20 protein-coding genes are annotated in these 23,859 nt (G+C 31.6%); 1 reads left to right on the top strand and 19 read right to left on the bottom strand.

The features are described 5' to 3' along the window. Both Q4Q39_RS05885 and Q4Q39_RS05890 read right to left on the bottom strand, forming a co-directional pair. On the bottom strand, positions 1 to 1,308 hold the full coding sequence (locus Q4Q39_RS05885; protein WP_303281481.1) for an amylo-alpha-1,6-glucosidase: 1,308 nt from the start codon (positions 1,306 to 1,308) through the stop codon (positions 1 to 3). 104 nt (positions 1,309 to 1,412) lie between these two features. Further along, positions 1,413 to 4,085, bottom strand: coding sequence for a TonB-dependent receptor domain-containing protein (locus Q4Q39_RS05890; RefSeq protein ID WP_303281482.1), 2,673 nt, complete (start codon positions 4,083 to 4,085; stop codon positions 1,413 to 1,415). Positions 4,086 to 4,224: 139 nt separating this feature from the next. On the opposite strand from Q4Q39_RS05890, the gene Q4Q39_RS05895 reads away from it, so the two are divergent. Beyond that, positions 4,225 to 5,253: a LacI family DNA-binding transcriptional regulator gene (locus tag Q4Q39_RS05895; protein ID WP_303281483.1), complete on the top strand. Its 1,029-nt coding sequence runs from the start codon at positions 4,225 to 4,227 to the stop codon at positions 5,251 to 5,253. Positions 5,254 to 5,424: 171 nt separating this feature from the next. On the opposite strand, the gene Q4Q39_RS05900 is transcribed toward Q4Q39_RS05895, so the two are convergent. The 17 genes from Q4Q39_RS05900 to Q4Q39_RS05980 all read right to left on the bottom strand — a co-directional run bounded on the left by Q4Q39_RS05900 (position 5,425) and on the right by Q4Q39_RS05980 (position 23,855). Beyond that, entirely contained in the window at positions 5,425 to 7,026 is a 1,602-nt protein-coding gene (locus Q4Q39_RS05900; protein ID WP_303281484.1) for a phytoene desaturase family protein, read from the bottom strand. Between the two features lie 18 nt (positions 7,027 to 7,044). Then, positions 7,045 to 8,334: a flexirubin biosynthesis putative acyl-CoA ligase FlxY gene (flxY, locus tag Q4Q39_RS05905; RefSeq protein WP_303281485.1), complete on the bottom strand. Its 1,290-nt coding sequence runs from the start codon at positions 8,332 to 8,334 to the stop codon at positions 7,045 to 7,047. Beyond that, the gene (locus tag Q4Q39_RS05910) at positions 8,331 to 9,989 is read right to left on the bottom strand and encodes a C45 family autoproteolytic acyltransferase/hydrolase (RefSeq protein ID WP_303281486.1); all 1,659 of its coding nucleotides are present in this window, start codon (positions 9,987 to 9,989) and stop codon (positions 8,331 to 8,333) included. The genes flxY and Q4Q39_RS05910 overlap by 4 nt, the downstream gene beginning before the upstream one ends. Positions 9,990 to 10,038: 49 nt before the next feature. After that, complete coding sequence (locus Q4Q39_RS05915; protein ID WP_303281487.1) at positions 10,039 to 11,583, bottom strand: phytoene desaturase family protein; 1,545 nt, start codon at positions 11,581 to 11,583, stop codon at positions 10,039 to 10,041. An 8-nt stretch (positions 11,584 to 11,591) separates the two neighbouring features. Beyond that, positions 11,592 to 15,272, bottom strand: coding sequence for an MMPL family transporter (locus Q4Q39_RS05920; protein WP_303281488.1), 3,681 nt, complete (start codon positions 15,270 to 15,272; stop codon positions 11,592 to 11,594). Continuing rightward, the gene (locus Q4Q39_RS05925; RefSeq protein ID WP_303281489.1) at positions 15,265 to 16,458 is read right to left on the bottom strand and encodes a DUF2062 domain-containing protein; all 1,194 of its coding nucleotides are present in this window, start codon (positions 16,456 to 16,458) and stop codon (positions 15,265 to 15,267) included. The genes Q4Q39_RS05920 and Q4Q39_RS05925 overlap by 8 nt, the downstream gene beginning before the upstream one ends. A 20-nt stretch (positions 16,459 to 16,478) precedes the next feature. After that, entirely contained in the window at positions 16,479 to 16,976 is a 498-nt protein-coding gene (locus tag Q4Q39_RS05930) for a hypothetical protein (protein WP_303281490.1), read from the bottom strand. A gap of 7 nt (positions 16,977 to 16,983) precedes the next feature. Then, on the bottom strand, positions 16,984 to 17,349 hold the full coding sequence (locus tag Q4Q39_RS05935) for an ApeI family dehydratase (protein WP_303281491.1): 366 nt from the start codon (positions 17,347 to 17,349) through the stop codon (positions 16,984 to 16,986). 6 nt (positions 17,350 to 17,355) lie between these two features. Beyond that, positions 17,356 to 17,952, bottom strand: coding sequence for a porin family protein (locus Q4Q39_RS05940; RefSeq protein WP_303281492.1), 597 nt, complete (start codon positions 17,950 to 17,952; stop codon positions 17,356 to 17,358). Between the two features lie 65 nt (positions 17,953 to 18,017). Next, positions 18,018 to 18,602, bottom strand: coding sequence for an outer membrane beta-barrel protein (locus Q4Q39_RS05945; RefSeq protein ID WP_303281493.1), 585 nt, complete (start codon positions 18,600 to 18,602; stop codon positions 18,018 to 18,020). Then, complete coding sequence (gene lolB2 / locus Q4Q39_RS05950) at positions 18,603 to 19,208, bottom strand: flexirubin biosynthesis protein LolB2 (protein ID WP_303281494.1); 606 nt, start codon at positions 19,206 to 19,208, stop codon at positions 18,603 to 18,605. Continuing rightward, positions 19,189 to 19,806: a flexirubin biosynthesis/transport protein LolA2 gene (lolA2, locus tag Q4Q39_RS05955; RefSeq protein WP_486320961.1), complete on the bottom strand. Its 618-nt coding sequence runs from the start codon at positions 19,804 to 19,806 to the stop codon at positions 19,189 to 19,191. The genes lolB2 and lolA2 overlap by 20 nt, the downstream gene beginning before the upstream one ends. Beyond that, positions 19,799 to 20,575, bottom strand: a complete 777-nt coding sequence (locus tag Q4Q39_RS05960) for a polysaccharide deacetylase family protein (RefSeq protein ID WP_303281496.1) — start codon at positions 20,573 to 20,575, stop codon at positions 19,799 to 19,801. Before Q4Q39_RS05960 ends, lolA2 begins: the two co-directional genes overlap by 8 nt. Next, positions 20,569 to 21,630, bottom strand: a complete 1,062-nt coding sequence (locus tag Q4Q39_RS05965; RefSeq protein ID WP_303281497.1) for a beta-ketoacyl synthase N-terminal-like domain-containing protein — start codon at positions 21,628 to 21,630, stop codon at positions 20,569 to 20,571. The genes Q4Q39_RS05960 and Q4Q39_RS05965 overlap by 7 nt, the downstream gene beginning before the upstream one ends. Continuing rightward, complete coding sequence (locus Q4Q39_RS05970) at positions 21,627 to 22,829, bottom strand: beta-ketoacyl-[acyl-carrier-protein] synthase family protein (RefSeq protein WP_303281498.1); 1,203 nt, start codon at positions 22,827 to 22,829, stop codon at positions 21,627 to 21,629. The genes Q4Q39_RS05965 and Q4Q39_RS05970 overlap by 4 nt, the downstream gene beginning before the upstream one ends. A 149-nt stretch (positions 22,830 to 22,978) precedes the next feature. Further along, complete coding sequence (locus Q4Q39_RS05975) at positions 22,979 to 23,236, bottom strand: phosphopantetheine-binding protein (protein ID WP_135877410.1); 258 nt, start codon at positions 23,234 to 23,236, stop codon at positions 22,979 to 22,981. Between the two features lies 1 nt (position 23,237). Next, positions 23,238 to 23,855, bottom strand: a complete 618-nt coding sequence (locus Q4Q39_RS05980) for a 3-oxoacyl-ACP synthase (protein WP_303281499.1) — start codon at positions 23,853 to 23,855, stop codon at positions 23,238 to 23,240. Between the last annotated feature and the right edge of the window lie 4 nt (positions 23,856 to 23,859).

Raw genomic sequence — 23,859 nt, forward strand, 5'->3', positions numbered from 1 at the left:
TTAACTTTCAAGTAAATCTATTAATAAAGCTGCACTCCAAGAAAAATTGTTTCCACCATAGCCTGCTTTTCCATTTTGATGCATTTCTTTTCTTGAATCAAAATATTCATAAAAACCATTCTTTTCCAAAATTTGAATGGTATCATGCTTCACTCGTTCTGCAATATCTTTATAGCCATATCTCTTCAATCCGTTATGGAGCATCCAATTCAAATTTACCCAAACAGGCCCTCTCCAGTATTTTTTAGGATTAAAGCGTTCGCTAGTCGGATCGAATGAAGCACATAAATATTGATGGTCTCCTCCAAACTTTTCCATCATAATCTGTACCATTGACGCTGCCCTTTCCGTACTTGGAATACCTGCATATAATGGAGAGAATGATGATGATGATAAATATCTTAAAGGTCTTTCATTACGCATATCATAATGTACATACGCCCCTAATTCTTCATCAAATAACTTACTATTAAATGACTGTTTACTCTTTTCTTGCCATTCTTTAAGTTGATTTACTTTTTCAGAGTCTCCGAGTTTTTCATATAAATTGATTAAGCTCTCATTAGATTTAATTAACATTGCGTTAAACAGCGGATCTTGCACCAAAAAAGGTGAAAGTTCTGCTATTTTTTCATCACTATAATTATGTTCTTTTGCTATATCAATGATATATAAATAATGATCATACTCTCGTTTTGATGGCCTTTCGGAAGCATCTACATGAGTAGTATCCCTTCTCTCAAAAGTATATTCTGGCGGATTCATAGTATCCCAAATATCGTCCCAAATGGGCGAATTATCTGTGCCAGATTCCCAATTATGATAAATGTAAACTAACCCTTCATTTTGAGGGTCTCTATTCTCATAAAAATATTTATGATTAAAATACACCTTATCAATAAGAGATTTAATAAATTTTAATACGGCATCTTTATCTTTTGCAATGTTATACATTTTCTCTAACACAAAACCTGTTACAGGTGGTTGTGTCATTCCTGTTGATCTGTATTTTTTTGATGATTGTGGGTGTAAATCTGAACGATGAAAATCTGGTCCTGGAAAATAAGAATCACTATCCGTATGGAAAATAATATGCGGAATGAATCCATTTCCCCATTGTGTATCGAGTAAAGTTCTAATCTCTTGTTCAGCTTTTCGCATATCGAAATGGGCAAAACCTATAGCTATTAAACCAGAATCCCAAAACCATTGGAATGGGTATAAGTTTGCACAAGGAACACTAAAGCCAATCTTATCTTTCCAATTACCATTTAGCACCTCGATAGCATGATTTTTTAATCCTTTCATACTTTTAACTTTTTTGTTTATTTCTTTTTTTATAAAAAACTCATCACTTACACTTAGTAGTAAGTGATGAGTAACCAAACTAAACTCGAACTAATCAATATGAATTAAAAGTTAAACGTAGCCGTTAAGAAAAATCTACGTGGTAAAATTGGTCTTCCAAAGAAAAATTCTGCATCTCCCTGTTGGTTTATATTTCTAGGATCGCCTTCTGTAACACCTTCATCATTAAACAGATTAAAAACAGAAAAGCCTAACCTTAATGTATCATCGCTATCTTTATCTCCTACATTAAATTCGTATCCTGCACCTAAACGAGCAATAGTTATAGCATCTAACTCTACATTATTATTATCTGCAGCAAATTTGCTTCCTGTATAATTTAAAGAAAACAAAGCATCCCAGTTACTATCATCAAAATAAACACCTAACGCTCCAATAAAATTAGGCTGTCTTGCTAATTCATTGCCTTCATCTACAGTTGTAGTTGTATTAGCTACTAAATCTGTTCTTTCATTTTTAGTAATTTCATGAGCTTGGTAGGTTGCAGAACCTCTTAAGTTAAAATTTTCTGCAAATGCCCAATCATAAGTAGCCTCTAAACCAATAGTTCTTGTACTTTGATCTGATCTAAATAAATCTACTAAAGTTCCATTACTAAAACCTTGGTCTATCTTAATTCTATCGCTTAATCCAACATAATATGCAGCAATAGATCCTTTTAATTTCTCAGTACCTATCTTAGCTCCAGTTTCAAATTGAATAATTCTTTCTGAATCATACTTACTTCCAGTAACACCTGTTGCTATTGGAGCAAAACCTCTTATTTGAGGAAAAAAGAAGCCTTTAGAAAAGTTGGCATATAAATTAACTTTATCGTTTAATTTGTATAAACCAGCCAAAGACACCGCCCAATCTGTAGCGCTAACATTAGCTCTTGTAAAACTTCCATCTGCAAAATTAACGTTTGCCAATTCCGGAGTTAATGAAGTGTCATCATAAACTTGACTTTCAACAATATTACCATCATTAAACGTGCCTTCAGTATTTTCAATTCTAAAACCAACATCAAAACGCCATTTATCAAACACCATCTCATCTGTTAAATAAAATGCTGATTTATTTTGAGATAAGAATCTATTTGAAGTCATCCCAATTCTGTTATATAATCCTCCTGTAGAAAACGTTACATCGTTACCACCAGCATCAACATAACTTAAATTTACTAGCTTAGGATTATTATTAAATTCTGATAAAACCCTGTATTGATAATTAACATCTTCGGCTTCTGTTCTTGCTAAAAAGAACCCTCCAGTAATGTTATGAGTTCCATTTGTTACTTCTAATGTTTTAGTTAAAGATGCTTCACCGGAATAATCGGTCATTGGTCTTAATCTGTCAATATGTAAATTATCTACTACTAAATCTGATCCATTAATTGCAGTTGATGTTCCTTGGTACTGAGCAGTAAACCCTAAGTTCCCTGGAGCTACATTATCAACATATTCATTTAAAGTAATAGGGTTGTTATTATCTCCATTACCCCCAACATATAGTGCGAAATTGTGTTTGTAATTCGCGTATTTTACTTTTGATTTAAATTTTAAATCATCTGAAAAATTATAATTAAAATCTGCCATTAAATACCCTCCTTGTGTAGAAACACCATCCTCAATTGGACTTTCGTAAACACCTCCAGGTGTTAAAAACGACGTATTTGCTAACTCACCAGACAGTAGTTGCTCAACTTCATCACCATCATTACCTGCAATTCTTTTTCTATTTCCATCTAATGGTAAAGGCATAATGAATTGTGCATTATCATTTATAAATTGTCCATGAACTGTAAAAGATCCATTTTCAAACTTCTTTTTAATATTAGCTCTAAACTGAACCCCTTTTGTAGGTAAACCTGTATCAATAGGACCGTCATCTTTTCTCACAAAACCTGTAAAAGCATAATATGTGTTAGAATCTTCTCCTCCTAATTTTCCACCTGTATAAAAGTCTGTTTTTAAACGCCCCTGATTTGCCCATTCTACATTTATAATGTTTTCATCATTAGAATCACCTGTTTTACTTGTATAGTTAATGATACCCGCAACCGATCCAGCACCATACAAAACGGCAGCACCACCACGAACAAATTCTACACCTTTAAATCCAATATCTGGTCTAGCATAAACATCATGAGCAGAAGAGTTTAATCCAAACGTACTCATTAATGGCATCCCGTCATATTGTAACGGATTAAATACATATTGACCTCCTGAAGGCAAACCTCTAACAAACACATTTGAAGCAGTTTCACCACCACCACCTTCAGCAGTTATACCAGGTATACTTCTTAATATATCAGCTTGACTATTTGCAGAAAGCTTAGTGATTTCTTTTTGCTTAAGTGAACTAATAGACATTGGTATTTCTTTTTGTGACCTAAAGGTTGCCGAAGCAGTAAGCACTACTTCATCTAAAGAGTTCCCTCCTTCTTGCAAAACAAAGTCTAAAGTAATTGGGTTACCGTCAAGAGTGACAGCTTTTTCTTGTGATTCATATCCTAAGTAAGATATTTTAATAGTTTGGGTACCTTCTAGACTAGTTGAGAAACTATAGTTTCCATCAAAATCTGATGTTACACCAGATGTACTACCTACAATAAGCAAGTTTGCTCCTGTAATTGGCACACCAGCTTTGTCCTTAACAGTTCCTGATATATCCGTTTGCGAAAACGTTGCGGAAATGCTAAATAGACATAATAATGTAAAAATAATTTTTTTCATGATATTTAGAATTAGTTAATCTTTTATCAAATTTATAAGCAAATACCTAATAAAAGTTCTGAAAAAATATCATATTTTTATGCAATCGTTTGCGGGAACGTTTGTTTTTTGCATTTACAAAATAAAAAGACGACTTAAAATGAAAAAGGAAGTAGTTACTCTAAAAAAATTAGCACAGATACTCGATTTATCAACCTCAACTATTTCAAGAGCACTAAATGATCATCCCGATATTAGTGAAGTTACAATAAAAAAGGTTAAGCATCTTGCTCAATCCATGAACTATGTTCCAAACATTTTTGCTAAAGGTTTTAGAAAGCACAAGACAAATATTATTGGTGTTGTTGTGCCTAATATTACCCACTACTTTACAACTACCATAGTAAGGGGTATTTTGGAAGAAGCAGCTATAAAAGGATATCGGGTTATTATTTCAGAATCTAACAATGATGTCATAAAACAAACGGAAATGCTTAATACCATGATACAATTTGGTGTAGATGGTATTTTAGCATCTTTAACAAAGATGACTCGAGATGTTGATTCTGTTTTACAAACGTTAAATACATCTCCTTTAATTTTATTTGATAAAGTATCAAGCAAAATACCATGTACGCAAATCACAATTAACGATGAAGAAGCGGCTTATAGTGCTATTGAGCATTTAATAAATATTGGTAAAAAACGTATTGCGATTATTAAAGAGCGTGAATTTTCATATAATTCAGAGAAACGATATGCTGGCTATTTAAGAGCTTTGAAAGATCATAATATTGATGTTGATAAAAAAATAATTATTAGCGTTGATGATATTTCTTTACAACAAGGGAAAAGAATGGCGAATCATTTACTAAGTATGAAAAAAAAGCCTGATGCCATATTTGCAATAACCGATAGTGCTGCTGTTGGTGTAATTAAAACCCTTAAAAAATTCAACATAAAGATTCCAGATGAAATGGCCGTGGTTGGTTATAGTAATTCAAGACTTTCAACAGTTATAGAGCCAAATTTAACAACCGTTAATCAACCTGGAGAAACTATTGGCAAAAATGCTGTAAAATATTTAATTGAAGAAATAGAAAGTAACGCAGACACAATAACTAATAAAATGATTGAAATAAAAGGAACACTAATAATAAGAGATTCAACATTTAAAAGTTTAAAATAAGTGAGTTCGACGTAAGCTTTGTTGAAGACATCATATTATAATGAGATTCTTCCTCGTCCTTCGTTCGGAATTCGAATCCAATCTTCTTCATATAAAAATCAAGTATTTGCAAATTTTTTGCAAGTACTCTTTTTTGTTTTTGACGGTATAGTTGATTAATGAATCCTTTATTCAAGAATCCTGAAAGTTCTTTATATCTTTAAACAAGTGCCTAGATTTCATTTTTAATATGGCAGTTGCACATAATATTCCCGAAAGCATAGCTCCAGAAACACCAACCAACGTAATGTCTTGCCCGACCAATTTCAACCCTTTTATTTTAGTTTTTGGTCTTAAAAAAGGGAGTTTAAATCTTTCAGGGGTATGCTCTAAACCATATATTTCACCATGTTTATAGTTTGAAAAATGCTTCGTAGAAAGCGGTGTGGAAACTTCGGTTTCTATAACATGACCTTTAAGTTGTGGAAATAGATGATAAAGTCTATTAAGCATGGTAGTCTCAAAATCCGCTTTTAGTTTTTTATAAGCTAATTCTCGTTTCATCCAGGGCTGATTTTCATATTCAGAAAACCAATTATAATGACCTACAGACATCGCTTGAATGGTTGATTTTTGGTCATTATTAATATCCCATTCGGGGTCTTTTGCAGAAGGAAATGAAATATATGCAAAATTATTTGGGGCTTCTGAAAGTGTTGTCTTTTCAATTAATTCATCCGTATTTTCATGTGCATAATACCAAACATTGTGCTTGGGTAAATTTAAATCTGCACTAGATTTATTTAACCCAATGTATAAACACATATGACCAGTTGCAGGTTTTACATCTTTTATGTTAAATTTACAATGGTGTTTTGCCTTTTCAGAAAGTAACTGATTGAACGTATTATTTACGCCTACATTGCTAATAACACTAGTGCAATTTATAACCGTATTGTCCACTTTTATTCCAGTTACTTTGTTATTTTTTGTTATAATTTCTTGTACATCGGCATTAATAAAAACCTTGCCTCCAAGCTTATTTAAGACATCTATAGTTTTATAGCTAATTTGGTCAGCACCACCTATTGGATAATAACCACCTTCCATAAAATGAGAAATAACCATAGCATGTGCTCCAAAACTACTGTATTTAGGTGAAAGCCCGTAATTACCACATTGGCCACAGAGTACAGCAATTAATAATTTGTTGCTTGTAAGTTCATGTAAGACATTACTTGTGGTTTTTTGAGAATACTGTGCGTAGCGTTTTCTAATAATCCACCCTAAAGATTTACTTAACCAAGGTTCAAATACTTTTTCAAAAAAGAATAGTGCGCCACGCTTGTTCGCTTTTTCTATTAGAGATAGGTAGTTGTCAATGGCTTGTTCATCTTCAGGGAAATATTCAATAAGCTGCTTTCTGAAGTTTTCTTTACCAGCTCTAAATTCGTATTTTTTATCTCCAACATATACCACGTCATATATGTCTCCCATAAACTCCCATTTAAGTTGTCTATCAGTAATAAAATTGAACATCCCAAGAAGGGATTCTTTTTTATCCAAATTACCAACATAATGAACACCAACATCCCACTGAAACCCTTGTTTTCTTTTAAAACTATGTGTAAAACCACCAGGAACATAGTGTCGTTCCAATACAGCAACTTTCTTACCTGCTTTAGCTAACCAAGTAGCGGTGGTTAACCCACCAATGCCTGAACCTATAACAATATGATCGTAATTAGAAAAATCAATATTTGTAGAAAATGGCTCATAATTTTTTTCAGTCATAGAAAGTTTGTTAGTACGCTATTTCCTTTTATCAATAACCATCATAGGTTTTCTACTCAATTTTGGAAACTGGAGTTTTTGAATCACGCTTTTATCATGAAATTCTATTTTTGGGAGTACTCTTAATTTGGCTCTAAAGTGATCTTTAATCTCTTGTAATAGAGTGTCTGTTGGTTGAGGTGCTGATATTTTTAAAAGAATTTCATCGGTTCCTATATCGTTTTGATAAATTTCAATAATATAAGTGTCTATATTATTAAAGTGATTTAGAACATTATGCATTGCCGGTGGATATAAAGTGGTACCTTTATACTTAATCATTTGTTTTTTCCTTCCAAGAACAGGACTTAGTCTAACCGTATTTCTACCGCACGAACATGCATCTGAATGAGCTTTTACCACATCCCCAGTTTTAAATCGTAATAACGGCATGGCTTCTACACCTAGAGACGTAATGGTTAACTCTCCGGTTTCCCCTTCTTGTACGGGTTTGTCCTCATCATTTAATATTTCTATGATGATTAGTTCTGGGTGATGATGGCCGCCTTGTTGTTGTTCGCATTCCGTAAATGCAGTATTCATTTCTGTGGAAGCATACGTTGAATATAATTCAATATCCCAAGTCTTTTTAATTTTTGTAGCTAGCAGGTTTAATGAGAAATCTTCATTTCTTAATGATTCACCTATGCAAATAGCGCCTTTTATTCCTGAAGCATTAACATCTATATTATTTTGTTGGGCATACTCAATGAGTTTTAACAGAAATGAAGGCACAACAATAATATAAGTTGGTTTAAATTTTAATATGGAATCCCATTGTAATTCTGGAATCCCATTACCAACACGAATAATACCAGCTCCAAGTTCGCGCGCTCCTAAAAAATAGGCTAATCCAGCCATGAATCTTCTATCTATGGTAGTCATAAGCTGAATAATGTCATCCTCATTTATACCTGCACAGGCAAAAGAAATGGCTTCGTTATAAGCTAAACGTTTTAAATCGTTATCGGTTAAAGCAAATGTTACAGGTTCTCCTAATGTTCCGGAGGTCGTTACATAATCAATAATTTCTTTTTTAGGGACACAAATAAAATCGTTGTTGTACTGCTGTAAGTCGTCCTTAGATGTTGTTGGTATAGTAGTTAAGTCCTCAAGTGTATTAATATCATTGATATTAATATTATGTTTATTAAACATGCGCTTGTAGAAAACAGAGTGCTTGTTTAAATAGGTTAAAAGAAGTTTTAACTGATCTTCTTGAAAGCTTTTTATTTCTGATGTTGGGGCTTTTTCTATCTTAGGAATCATAGATTCAATTTCCTTTTTAGTTTTGTAATATACAAATCAATTTCACGTTGATCTGGCACCGTAGTGATTTCTTTAGTGTTCGCTTTTTCAAAAGCATGTAATGCAGCGGTAAAATACCCTCTTTTATAATAGTATTTCCCTACTAAATAATAACCTTCCCAATATTCGGGATTTGTTGTTTGTATTTCTGAAATAATCGATGGATCTACATGCTCATCATTTTTTATTGAAGATTGAATTTGAGTACTTAGCTTTCTGTAAGATTCATAGTTTTTATAGGCATCAGAAAATTGAAAAGGATCTTTTTCTATGGTTAATTGCGTATTGGAAAGTCCCTTTTTTGCTGGATTTTTAAACACATCATTTAAGTTGTAAGCGGCGAATTCACCTAATTGATACGGGTTTGATGATACCCAAACCAACCGTTGCTCTGGTTTAAAAACGATAGCATGATGTGCTAATAATTGGTTAAGTGCTTTTTCATTACCATAACCAATACTTTTGTTTTGCAAACCTTCTTTATTTCGTAATATATCTACAGCAATTTGAGGTGTTATTTTAGGTTGTTGATTCAAAAGTTCTTCCATTCGCTGGTAACGATATTGTGAATGACTTTCGGTTTTATGTTTTATGTTTTTTTTATCATCTGCATAAGCTTTACTTTGAAAATGATTCGAGCAGATTAATTGATTGGAATTAGCAACCTCATATACTCCAAAATTTTCTGGAGAAACTTCTATGGTAATTGCTTTTTTATCTTTAGCACTGCCAATTAATATAGATTCGGATACAAATACCTGGCGTTTCTTTGCAATAGCAATTGCTTCATCAATAGTAGAGGCATACTGGAGTATTTCCCTATTTAAAATAGAAATAGGTGTTTTAGCGATTAAAGGTATTTTAGACTTTCCGGCATTTATAGTAACTGTAATACCATGCTCATTCATTCCCGAAACAACACCAATCATCCCCCCCCAGGTTACAGACATAAATTTGTGTCCATCTGTTGGATTTACAAATGCAATTATTTTTTCTTTTGCGAAATCATCACCAGCATAGAAGTCAAAATTTCTACCTATTATTAAGCTCCCGTCATCTGTTTTTTCTCCCCAAGCAGCAAATGAAGAGCAACCAACTAAAGCCAAATCTTGTAGTGCATGTCCAATATCATGAGCGCCATGTAAGTATAGAACTCTTAAATAAGGGTTGGCGATGTGGTCATAACCTAATGAAGCATATTTAGAAAGTCCGTATATCTCGGTTTTATATTCCTCGGGAATATGTATATACATCTTTCTATTAAACCAAGCTAAAAATTTACGTAATAGTGCTTGTTTTGTTTTTGAAGGTACAAAATCATTAATCTTAGATAAGAAAACCTGTTCTTGATTATGAAATAACTCTTGTGTTAAGTTTCCAATAATTAAACCTCTTTCATACGGATCACCTTCTACATAAAGTTCCCATAAGCCTTGTTTGTTTTTCGTAAGAAAGTTGTCGTGTAAAACATACGTGGAGTCCGAAACCTTAACTCTTTCAGGGATAGATGAATTGTATTTACTAACATCTGGAACATCATTAAGAGATTTTGAGATACCACACGATGATACTAAAAATAGAAGCATAAAAAAGCAAAACCACTTTACTATTTTCATCTTCTTTAAATACATATAATTGAAGTTATTTTAAGGGGTTCATTGCACATTATTTTTGGCTTATTTCCTGTTCGTTATTGGCTTTTAATATTTTATCTAATAAATAGTCTTTACCTAAAATTTCGGAGCATGTTGTAACAGCACTTATTGTAACACCCAGAATACCGTGCATATTTAGACTTTGTCCCGTAAATAGTAAGTTTTTAACTTTTGTTCTTGGCGATAAAAAAGATTGCATGGGTCTATTAATATCTTTAACATAACCATACATAGAACCTCTATTGCTGCCTATATAATCTCTATAAGACAATGGAGTAGATGTGTACATTTCTTGAATGCAATCTCTAATATTTGGAAATTTAAGCTCTAATTCTTTTATCAGTTTTTCAGCTTTTTCTTCTTTAAACTGTTCATAGGTTTGGCCTCTTTCATTTTTATGGGCAACCGTGTTAAATGTATCTACCCAAGGTTTAAGTTCATCATAATGCATGTAGGTCATTACCGTTATATTATCGCCATAATCATCCATATTTTTCTTAACTGACATGGACATCATGTATCCTTCTGGCCAACTTTCCTGTGTGTATTTATGAACATCCCAAACATTATCGGGGTTTTTAAAATGATAGAAGTTTTTATTTTCGTATTTAAATGAATTTGGTTTTAAAACAATGTATAAACTAAATGCAGCAATGGTGCTTTCAATTTTATCAACTCTATTGGTGTAGGACTTTCTAAATTTATCTTCGCCAACAAGCTTTAAAGTGAGTTTAGGTTCAATATTAGAGATAAACAAATCCCCTTTTATTTCTTTTCCGTTCGAGCAAATGGCTGAAGTGATTTTACCAACATCAAAACCAAATTTAACAACGTCATGATGCTTATAAGTTTCTCCACCATGCGCTTTTAATCTTTTAATTAATGCTTTAGTTATTTGGCTGCCTCCATTGATGCATCTATAGGCACTTTCTATATACGAATTTATTGTTAAAGCATGAACATAAAATGGTGTACGTTCACCATCACCAGCATATAAAAAGTTTGTTCCTGCAAGAACCGCTTGCAATTTTTTATTATTAGTAAGTGAATTGATAAATCCTTTTGCCTGAAGCTGAAAAATGGCTGTATTATCATAGTATGGCTTGCCTTGTTTCATGTTATACAACGGAAAACTATCACAGGTTTCCTTTAACTTGTTACAATAAGCTACTATGGCAGATTCTTCTTCGGGAAACTGTTCTACTAAAACTTTAATGAATTTTTTGTAACCTTGAGCATGCTTATATTCGATAGGGTCATTATCGAAAGTAACAATGTCAAACCCATTTTCATCTAGCTTTTTAAGGGATAAATCATCTATAATATCAATATATTTAAAGTATTGATACAGGTTTTGCCCTTTGCTTAGTCCACCAATATAATGTACTCCAGTATCAAATATGGTTTTGTTTCTCACAAAAGTTTGCAAATTACCACCATATTGATTGTTTTTTTCAAGTACACAAACACTATAACCTTCTTTTGCTAAAATGATTGCAGACGCCAAACCTCCTAATCCACTTCCAACTATTACAATATCATAGTGTGCTTTCATCTATTTTTTTATCGTTTAAAAATAATAAGGTTTTCATGCTCATAATACGACTTAAAACCTAAATCATTAATTGTTTCAGAATATAAATTTCGACTTTCTTTTAATAGAATTAAAAGATTAATACGGCTATTCAAGATGCTGTTTATTTGCTCTGAAGAGATCTCGTTTGTATTGATTATTAATACGTTTGCGTGGTTCTTAAGAGCTTCATCGATAGTGTTTTCAAAATGAATACGATGATGCTTATTTGTAATAAAACTATTTTGAAGCATCATGTTAACAGCAGAATCTTCAATATAAGAAATTATTTTTCTGTCGATAGCATCTAAAGACAACAGAAAATCCAGTTGACCATAGTCTTTTGAAAGATGAAGAATCGTATCTTTTTTATCAATCGTATTTAAAATAGCACTATAAGTCTCTTTATATGCTTTAAGGTCTTCTTTAACCGTTTTGTATAAGGCATCTCCTTTATATCTATAATCATCTAAGACTATATCATGAAAGTAAGCATTGTGTTCAACTTCCTGTCTTAAATCATTAAATTGCTGTTTGAAATCTGTGCTTATATTTTTTGTGCGTTGTTTGTAGCTTTCCCCAAATGATTTATTTTCAATAGGAATTCTCTCTAATATTTTTACAGTAAGACTTCCATTTCTAATAAGAAAACTACCTTTTGGATTAACCTCCGAATTACCATGAATAAGTACTGGGATAATATCTAAATTTAATTGTTCTGCTAAATAAAAAGCCCCTTTATGAAAGCGTTTCATTTTATTTGTTAAAGATCTTGTCCCTTCTGGGAAAGCCATTAACGAATACCCTTGATTAACTTTTTCCTGAAGATGAGATACCCCGTTTTCGATACCACTGGAAACAGGGTAAAATCCAGCAGCTTGGACAGCTTTACCAAAAACTGGCGAATTGTAAACCCAATCGTTCACCAAAAATATCATTTTTGGATGGAGCATCCCAACGGCTAAAATGTCTAAAAAGGAGGTGTGATTTGCAATAATTATTGCAGGTTTTTCAAACGTTTCATTACTAAGGTTTATAACGTTCTTTTTTAGAAAAGGATTCGTATATAGAACCGATTTCATAAATTTTGAAACAGCTTTATGAAACCATTTCATCTTTGCTTTTTTGCTCCCAGGAATAATTTTGAGTAGCGTAGCACTAAACAAGGATATAAAAATCCCTCCTAATCCAAAGTATCCGAACGATAGCATGGAATGTATTAATAGTCTTAATGTTATGGGGCGTTTTGTTTTGCTACCAATAAAGAGCTTAAATAATGATGGCTGAATTGAGAATGAAATAATTACTGCAGATAAAATCCCAATAATGGACACTAAAGAAATAGAATATAATGCGGGATGCTTAGCAAATATTAAAACACCAACTCCTAAAATAGTTGTGATAACAGATAAAATGATGGATGTTTTGTGCGTTGTAAAAGCCTTTTCTCCAGTTTTATATTCGTGAAGTAAACCATTAGTAATAAAAATACTATAGTCTATTCCTAAACCAAAAATAAATGTGGAAATAATAATATTGAAAATATTGAATTCAATATGAAATAAGCCCATGACTCCAATGGTCAATAACCAGGTTAATGCTATGGGGATACTTGTTACTAAGGTTAATGAAAGGCTTCTGTAAAACAGTAAAAGAAGTAGTAATACAACAACCAATGAATAAACAACTAAATTATTGAAGTCATTTTTTAGATTCCCTAAAAAAGTTTCATTCATTTGTCGTCTATCAATAACTAAGGTTTGTGGGTTGTTTTTAAAAATATCTATTAATTCTTGTGTCTTTTCATCTTGAACTTTAACTAAAGTAGTTACCGTAATAAAATGGTCTTTTGAAGTAATATAATCTTCGGTTGAAATAGTTTTTAAAGCCTTATAATCTTCAGTTTGTAAAGGTTTAAAGGTGGTGTTTAAAAGTGTATAGAATGAATGAAATGTAGTGGGTTTAAAGCCAAAAGTATTACCGCTTTCAATAAGGTTGTTTTTAGTGCTTGTAATAGTTTCATCATTCCAAAATGTATTCCATTTTGCAATACGTTGTTTTTGTTTTTTTTCTGAATGAATCAAAGTTCCAATAGAACTGAAATCTATAATTTGTTTTTCTTCTTTAAGTACTTGTAGTTTTTTATAAATGTTATCATTTATTTCTAGAGCATCTTTTTCAGAATTACCATAAGCCGCTAAATACACAGATTTTGATGCTATATTAGTTAATGCATCTAAGCGCATCTGAGCTCCTTTAAGATGTTGTGGTTCGTAGTTAAGCTTTGTTAAGTCCTTATTAAAAGTAACTGTATTATAGGTAAAAAAACTAACAACGAATGCCACTAAGAGCGTTATAATGAGTCCCCTTTTTTTATGAAAATGAAAACCAGCAAGGCTGTCTATAAGGGTGTTTTTTTTAACTTTTTTTACAGAATCTTTGTAGGCGAGAGGAATAAAGAGCAAGGCAAAAACAGAAGCGCCTATAACACTTATTGCAGCAAAAATACCTAAATCCTGTAAAGCTTGCGAGTTTAAAAATAACAAACACAAAAATGCCAAAGCAGTCGTTAAGCTGCTCATTAATAGTGGTTTTGTAATCTCTTTATACAGGGCTTTTACATTGTTATTACTTCGTATATGTGTTAATATATGAAGCGAATAATCTAAAGTAACACCAAGTAGGACAGAGCCTATGCCCAGAGATATTGCTGAAATTTTCACACGAATCAGATAAAGCAGAGCAACTGCCAATAAGCCACCAAATAGTGTTGGGACAAACAAGATGATCGGAATGCTTATCTTTTTATAAAAAAGAATGAGTATGATTAGTAAAATACTCATTGCAATACCAACTGTAAATTGAATATCGTGTTTTATTTGTTTGGCATTTGCAACAGCAATTAATACACCTCCAAAGTATTCGCTTTGCGCTTTGTTTTTAAATGTATTATTAAGTTGATTATTTATTTTATATAAATTCTCAGCAAATTTTGCGTTTTCGGCCGTTTCGCTAGAGCCGAAAGTTGGAGTTATAAATAGCAAAACATGACTTTTATCTTTACTAATCAAAAAGCCATTATGAAAAATAAAATCATCGCCAAAACCTAGTTGTTGTAGTTTTTTTAAAGCAATAAACGACAAGCCTAAAGGATCTTTTAAAATACTCTCTTTGGCAATAAATCCGGAAGGAGACACTAAGGTCTTGTAATTGCTATTTGTTATGGCATTAATACTATCTTTTTGAATTTTGTTTTCAATGGTTGTATAATCACTTTCGTCTAAAAAAAGCGGCAGATTTTTATAAACAAAATCTAAAGTTTCAAGAATATCTTCATCTTCAACTTTTCCCTGAATTTGTTTAACATGGTTACTGGACGTTTTATTTATACTGTCCATTAATTGTGATGCATATTGTGTCATATCATCAACAGTACCATTTGGGGTTTTTGTGATATTTACAATAATTTTATCGGCAAAATTTACGGTTTTTAAAACCTTTTGTGCTTCAGAGGTTTTATCATTCGATGGAATGAGTTTCGTGATATCTTCTTCAAATTCAATTTTGGATGCTATAAATAACAATGATACAAGCGCTAGGAGGAAAACACCAAAGCTTGATAGCTTTTTAGTAACAATTTTTTTATATATGTTGTAAAAAACACTATCCATTATTAAGTACCACTTTTTTATCTAAAATTAAAAAAAGGAAATAACTTAAAAGACCGAAGCCAGTTGCGGCTATGATCGCTAAAGAAAAACTACCGACAATATAGGTTTTAAGATGCTTTAAAACTTCAAAATTTTCAATCATTTCTTCTCTGGTGTATTCTAGTTTTATTCCTAAAAGATATTGTCCCATTTTTGAGCTGGCATAAAGTATAAAAGGAATAAAAGGCGGGATGCTTATGTTTGAAAAAATAAAAGCGATGGTTTTATTTAATTTGAAAATAAAAGCTAAAAAAATAACAAGTGCTGTATGAAATCCCCAAAAAGGAGATAGACCAATAAAAAGACCTAAAGCTATAGATAATGCTTTTCTAGAAGCAGGATCTTGTGATCCAAATAAGTCTTCCTTAAAAAAGCGTTTAAATCCTTTTTTTTTTAATTTTCTAAAAAAACCTCGTGGTTTAATATACAGAAGTGTCAGTATTACAAACCATGTGTTTAAAATGCTTATCCGCGTAAAATCTTTAAATGGTCTAAAATGAGAAACACGTTCGGTTTCATCATATAACACGCGAACAGGGATGTTTTTAACGTCCACTCCAGACCATGCTGATTTTACGATGACTTCGATTTCAAATTCAAATTTAGATGTAAAGAATTTAAGCTTTTTTAGTGCTTTTAATGGATACATTCTAAATCCAGATTGTGTATCCTGAAGTTTAATCCCAGTTTCTGCCCAAAACCAAAAGTTTGAAAATTTGTTGCCAAAACTACTTTTTTTTGGTACATCCTTTTGACTCATATTTCGAGCACCTATGAGTAGTATGTTTTTATCGTCACTTTTTTCAAGCTCATCAACAAAAGTAGGAATGTCTTCTGGAAAATGCTGACCATCAGAATCTATAGTAATTGCAAAATGATATCCTAAAGTTTCGGCATGTTTAAAACCCATGCGTAGCGCATTACCTTTGCCTTTATTTTTTTCTATATGGATTTGTTCAAGCTGTGAATATCCTTCAAGAATTTGTGATGTAGTATCTGTAGCCCCATCATTAACGATAATAATGTGTTCTGTAAATTGTAAAACACCATCAATAACTCGCTTTAAGGTACGATCATTATTATATGTTGGAATTAACACACATACGCTTAAATCGATGATTTTTTGTTTGGTTAGGTTAATATTCACTTTATTGCAACCTTAAAGCATTATTGGCCCGAAATTACTGTTTTTTCTTCATCACTAAAAGCTTTGGACTGTAAAATATAATCTTTAATGTGATACTTTAAGTTAGAAGAAGTAATGTCTTTAAAATGTTTTAAAATAAATTGTTTATCTTCTTCAATATGATCTTTGTATTTTAAAAGCTTTGGTGTGTTTTCTTGAATCCCTAACCGAACAAAACGAACTTCTATATTATTTGATGATTTTTCTATGGCATACTCTACATATGAAACACCTTCTATAAATAGTTTCTTTTTGTCTTTAACTTTTTTTTCCTGTTTAGCTAATAAAGCAATTGCGGCACCCTTGTAAGCGACTAAGGTCGCTTTATCTTTTTTAGTGATTTTTAAGAGGAGGGTATTAAAAGTTTCTATTTTGGTATGGTCTTGGGCTGCTTCTTTATATGCATTTCTAACGGTACTCATATCTATTGATAGACTATTTATACTTATTGCAGATATGAGTACCATTAAAAATTTCATATATAAATTATTTTACTATAAAATTTGTAGTTGCTTTTAAAGCTACGGTATCTTCAAATTTAGAAATGTTTTTTACTTTATAACCTTCATCTGTTTCAGAAATATCTAGCTTTAACTCTAATTCTGGTGTTTTAAAAGGGTTAATTATTGCCATGAATTTAATATTACTTGCAGATCGCGTAAATAACTTTTTTTTGACAATATTTTCGGTAAGTTCTTTAATAATTTGCATCATACAAACACCTGGCATCACTGGGTTACCAGGAAAATGCCCTTTAAAAATAACATGATCTTTATTAATAAAAATATTCGCTGTTATCGAATTATCGACAACCTCTAAATTATTTACTTTATATAAGCCTTCTAATAACATATTTGTTTAAAAATTGAATTTATAAAATAGCCCCAATTGAAATACGCCATTAAATTGGATCTCATCTTGATACTGCTCCGATTCAAAATCGTGCCAAGTACCTGAAAAAACATCTATCAATCCTTGCTTGTATCTGGCTTCAAAACCTAATCCATTTTTAAACTCTAATCCAATACCAAGATTAATAGTAAGATCTATAAAGGTAACATCGTTTCCTTCGTCTCTATTTGAGATTCCAATGACAGTATCGTCTACGTCAAAATCAAACCCAGGACCAATTAAAAAATGAAATCCAGAATCTTTAACAAAGAATTTATTGATTGCTGAGATTGAAATATAATGTATTTCAATATCGTCAATATTGGAAATATTTCTAGCGCGTCCACCCTGATTGGAATATCCTATTTCTGGTTGTAACGCATATAAATCTGAAAATCTAAAATGCCCAAAGACACTAAAATACCCACTTGTTTTTTGGTCTAAGTTGGCATTAGAAAGATTAGACAGGTTAATTCCACCACGTATTCCGAACGATTTTTTTGTTTGCGAATAGGAGCTTGTGAAAATTCCAAATGCTACTAAGATAAATAAAACATTTTTCATGATTTTTTATTTATTGATTCAAGGCTCGTAAATTTAATATTTTATATGACTGGCAATATACTCATTTAAAAATCGAACTTATAAATAGCTCCTATTTGGAAAACCTTGTTCAATATTAAATCATCTACATTATTATTTCCATTGGTGTTGTTAACATTGCTTCCAAAAATATCAACTATTCCTATATTATATCTAGCTTCAATGCCTAAACCAAAAGGAAAATCAAAACCTAGACCACCAAAAAATAAGAAATCAAAACCTTCTGCATCGTCATTAAAATTGTTCTCAAAATTATCGCTTACTTTAATATTTATAGCAGGGCCAACAATGGCATGTAAGCCAATTGCTTTAGAAGGATAAAATTTGTTTGCTAAAGCGATGCCTAAATACTGGATTTCTAAATCATCAGATCCAGAAACTATAGCTTTGCCTCCTTGTCTTGAATAATTTATTTCTGGTTGCAATGCATAAAAACTTACAAATTTAATTTCGGCAAGTGCCCCAATATATAAATCTGTTTTACTATCTAAATCGGTGTTCGTGAAATTTGAAAAATTAGCACCAGCTCTAACGCCTGGCTTAATTGTTATTTGGGAAAAGGCGATTGCGCTTACTGCGATCAACGTCCATGTTAAAAGTGATTTTTTCATTTAATTAATTGATTTTAAATTAATTTTTAGTTTAATATTTGAATGTAAAATTTTAATTTGATTTGCAATGATATTATTAATTTCTAAAAATAAAAAAGTGACTTTTTCTTTTGCATTTTTAACACGTATAATTTTATTTAACTGTTGTGTTTTAAAATAAAAATGTTTTTTGTTGCTTAAAGCAGTTTCATAAATTAGAGTGTCTTGTAATGAATACGATTTAATAACCGGTATTTTTTCTTGAATAAGCGCTTTAAAATCTTTTTTTAAGATGTTAATTAAAATAGCTTTATCGATAGCTTCAATAATGAAATTAACCTTAAAAGTATCATTCAAAAAGGAAAAGTCGAAAATTTTATTCCCCATTTCTGTTGTAAATACGATGCGATGGTTAGCTTCTCCTAGTTTTTTCACTATAAAAATACCGCTAAAAAGTTTATCATAAACTGCAATATTTGCCTTATAGACATAATCTTTTTTTTCATCTGAAAAGTATGGATTATGAATTGTTTTATTTGATGTTGTCCGTAGTTGAAAATTATGTTTTTTAGGATACGGACCACATGCTATAAAAAGTAAACAGAAACTACTGATTAAATATCGCATCTGATAGGTTTGTGTTTACTATTCGATTACTAAAAACAATTTTTGTATAATCCTCTGATGGTTCTATCATTTTCAATTCTACAACATCGCCTTCCTCATTGAATAGTATCTGAAATGCTTTTATGTATTTCGAAAACTTTTTGTCCTTTGGATTAAAGTAAACTTTACTATTGACACCATCTTTAAAATATGTAATATCAAATTCATTTTCATCAAACAAATCCCCTTTTACGCTATTTATAATTAGGGTGTTTAGTTGTTTGAACATCTTGCTTGACCCAATATCTATATTACTTTTTTTACCTTCATCATTAATAAAAAGGGTTTCATTTTTAAATAAAACAGCATATTTAAAAGGTGTTAGATATTCCCATTTTACCATATTGGGAGATTTAAACGACAGTTTACCCGAAGACGTAATATCGTTAGATAAAAAGTCCAAATGTTTGTATTGCGTAAAGTCGCTTAATAAGGTTTTTATTGTAGCTGCTTGTGTTTTTACCTTAGCTTTTAAAGTTGCTGATTCTGCTGTGCTCATTTTGGTTTGTGCATGCAGTAGAGTGCCCATAAAAAATAATATATAAATAATATTACGCATATGCTTTTATGTTAAATAGAGAGTCTATGGTAACAGATTCTATATTTTGTTTCTGTAAAAATAGCAATAACTGTTCCAATACTGTAATTGTTTTTAAACTTGTATCGTGAAGCAAAATAACATCGCCTTTTGAAAGGTTTTTTGTAACGCGCTTAAATATCCTATCGGGGGTTCTTGATGTGGTATCTAAAGAGCGGACATTCCAGCCTATAGACTGCAATTGGGTTTCTTTTATGGCTCTTTTTATTCTTGGGTTGGTAACACCAAAAGCCGGTCTGTATAATTGCATTGTAAAACCCATGATATTTTTTACAATGTCATTCGTTTTTCGTAATTCTCTAATGACCTTTTTAGTTTTAAAAAAACCAAAATTATTAGCATGTGTATAGGTGTGATTACCAATAGTATGCCCCTGTTTTATAATCTCTTTGAATACATTCGGATATGCTTCAATATGTTTGCCGACACAAAAAAAAGTCGCTTTGGCATTGTGTTTTTTTAAAAGCTCTAGAACTTTGGGTGTGAATTCTGGGTGTGGACCGTCATCAAAAGTAATAGCGATTCTATTTTCTTTAATTGTTTTATTAGAATGAAGCGATTTAAGATGGTAATTCCATTTCACAAAAAAAGAACCGGCTGTGGTAACCAAAAACCAAATAATAGCCAATATGATTAAAGGCCACAAGGACCATTTATAAAAGTAGCTTACAAATAGTAAAACAAGCGAGGCTATAACTGTAATTATATTTACTGATTTATAGTTTAGCATCTACGCAATAAAGTGAAGCTATGATTCTCTCCTCTATATTGATTGTAAAGTAAAATAGTTTTGTAATTTGAAACTTGAACAGTGTTAAGTTTTACCGCTTCTGGAAGTTTTTGAGTTTTCAAAATTTTGGATGCTAACCACATACCAAATGACGATGCCGTGTTAAATTCACCACACAAATGTTTGTAATAAACTTGTTGTGTGTTTTCAAAAATTCCTGAACTTAATTCATTATAAAAACTGTCATGCGCAATATCCCCATTGTTTCCTAAAACCAAAAGGTCTATAGCTTCAATATTTAAGTTATTCTCTTTTAAGAATGTATTGGCAACATCGGTAATATTTGTATTTAATGTGTTGTATGTACTTATTGCTACAATTTGAGCATAGCTAGAGTCTTGTTTAAGATTAGATAACACAAAGAAATTTGCACCTTCACTAAAAACAGCTCCCTCTGTTTTAGAATGCAATAAATCTGTGGAACTTACTTTTTCTTTTTTTATATGATTAACGAGCTTATGTAAGGAGCATGTATAATCTTCAATTTCATCAACACCTCCAACCAAAATAGTATTGGCTTCATTGTTTTCTAACATTAACTTCGCATCCAATACTGCAGATTCAAAAGAAATACTTGCATGTACATAGGTGAAATTATAACCTTTACATTGTAAACCAAGTGCTATTTGTCCTCCAACAGTGTTGTGTGTAGATTGTATAAAAGATGTTGGTGTTAAAAACTGTTCATCATTATCTATAATGGCACTTAAAAATTTCTTAGAATCCCTAAGGCATCCCATTCCTGTTCCTGTAATGATAGCATCTACTGTGTCTAAATTAGCCTCATTTAAAGCTATTTTAGAAGCTACAACTCCCATTTTAATCCCTTTTCCCATTCTACGGGAATTTGCGGGAGAAATATAGTCTTTGTAGTTTGGATCTACTGCTAAAATGATATGGTCTTCATAAGAAATAATGTCATCTAAAAACGATGAATTATCAAACGTTTTTTGGGATGAAATGGAACCAACACTATTTATATAAACGGCTTTCATTGTTTTTTAGAAAAAATAATAGTTGAACAATTGCCTCCAAAGCCTAATGAGTTTGATAATACGGTATGCAATTCTTTTTCTTTAAGCTCCAATTGCGGGGTCATACTAAATTCTTTCATCGGAGTTTTAAAATTCAGATTGGGATAGACTACATTATTCTGAAGTGCCAAAACAGAATACACAGCTTCAATAGCTCCAGCTGCAGCCAGTGTATGTCCCGTATATGCTTTTGTAGAACTAAAATCAGGAACACCTTCTTCAAAGACTCTTAAGATAGCTCTCCCTTCAGATAAATCATTATTTCCGGTTGCCGTGCCATGTGCATTAATATAATCAATATCACTTGAAGGTAGTTCGGCTACCTTTAACGCTTTTTGCATAGCTAGCGTTGCGCCATCTCCATTTTCAGATGATGCTGTTTGATGATAAGCATCATTGGCATTACCATAGCCTTTTACATAAGCTAAAACAGGTTTGTTTTCGGCTTGCACGACCTCATCAGACTCCAACACTAAAAAGGCAGCAGCTTCACCTAAATTTAATCCTTTTCTGTTTTCATCAAAAGGTGTATTGTATGTATCTGATAAAATCATTAAGGTTTTAAAACCATTTATAGTGAATTTTGATAAACAGTCCGATCCTCCAACAATAACTCTGTCTAATTGTCCAGATTTTATTAATCTGGCGCCAAGCATAATCGAATTCGCAGCAGAAGAACAAGCTGTGCTTATTGTTGTTACTAAACTTTGTTCTATTCCTAATTGTTCTGCGATTTTTTGAGTAGAATGTCCTGCATGGTGCCCAGCTATATACTTTTGAGTTGCTTTGTTTTCAAAATAATCATAATAATATGCTTCGGTCTTATCCATTCCACCAACACTTGTTGCTGATATTAACCCAGTTTTATAAGTGTTTATATTAGAAATACCTGCGTTTTCAACAGCTTGTTTTGCTGCGATTGCACCTAGTAATGCCGTTCGGGAATAATTATTATCTGGTGTTAGACCAAGTTGTTGTTCTAATTCTTGGTTTGTAAAAGCAATTTCGCCAACCATAATATGATCCCTATGAAGGGTTTTGATTTTTGAAATTCTTGAAATTCCAGTTTTACCTTCTATAAGTGACCTGTAATTCTCTTCTACATTGTTTCCAATAGAAGAAATAATTCCCATTCCGGTAATAGCTATGCCTTTACTCATATTTTATCATTCCTGTGAAGATAGGAAACTTATTAGAGGTTAAACAACAATCGATAACCATTTCTGAATTTGTGATGGTGTTTTTATGAACGATTTGACAACTTCTAGTTATATAGAGGTACTGGCACTCGTAAAAATGATTAAATATTTTACTTTGTTCTATTCTCAAAAATATATTTAGCCATAACATCAATAGATTCAAAAATAGCACGTCCTTCTTTTGGATCTGTTAATTTAATACCATAATTTTTATCTAGCATGACAATAAGTTCTAATGCATCAATGGAATCTAAACCCAAACCATCTCCAAATAACATATCGTTGTCATCTATATCTTCTACTGCAATATCCTCAAGGTTTAGCTGCTCTACAATATTTTCTTTTAGTTCTTGTTTTAAATCGTCCATATTATGTATTATATAATTTTAGTATATTTTCTTTATTATGTGTTGTTAATCCTTTTTTTGTAACCAAATATAAAAATGCTTCATAGTGATCTCCATCTAATTCAACCCAACCACATAGCACCTTCTCTGTTTTATCTGTCGACAATAAACTATTGGTATAGTCCAACAAATGTTGTGCGTTAAAAGCGTCAAAGATAAAAAAACTATTTTCAGAAAACAGCTTGTATTTTATACTAATTTCTCCAATACAAATATTTGGTAATGTGTACACAAAAACAGCTGGGCTTGGAAAGTAATCATCTTTATCTTGAATGGACTTTTGATGCTTTCTATCTGTATCGATGCTAGATGCTTTGTTTGAGAATACAATAGCGATATTATTTTCTTCTTCCTGGTTTAAATCTTCGTTTTTTAATAAAACATCTGCAGCTAAAAATGCCAATTTGCTTAAAGCATCCATTTTAAAAAATTTCGTATAATCTGTTTCAAAAGATTTATACGCTGCTTTTATAAATTCTAAAAAATCATTGTTTTCGTCATTATAAATCACGGAACCATTTAAGGATACCGTATTGTTTTTAATGCTGCAAAAAGAAGTTATATGATATTTAGAATTCATAGTC

The sequence above is a fragment of the Flavivirga amylovorans genome (assembly GCF_030540875.1).
GTDB lineage: Bacteria > Bacteroidota > Bacteroidia > Flavobacteriales > Flavobacteriaceae > Flavivirga > Flavivirga amylovorans.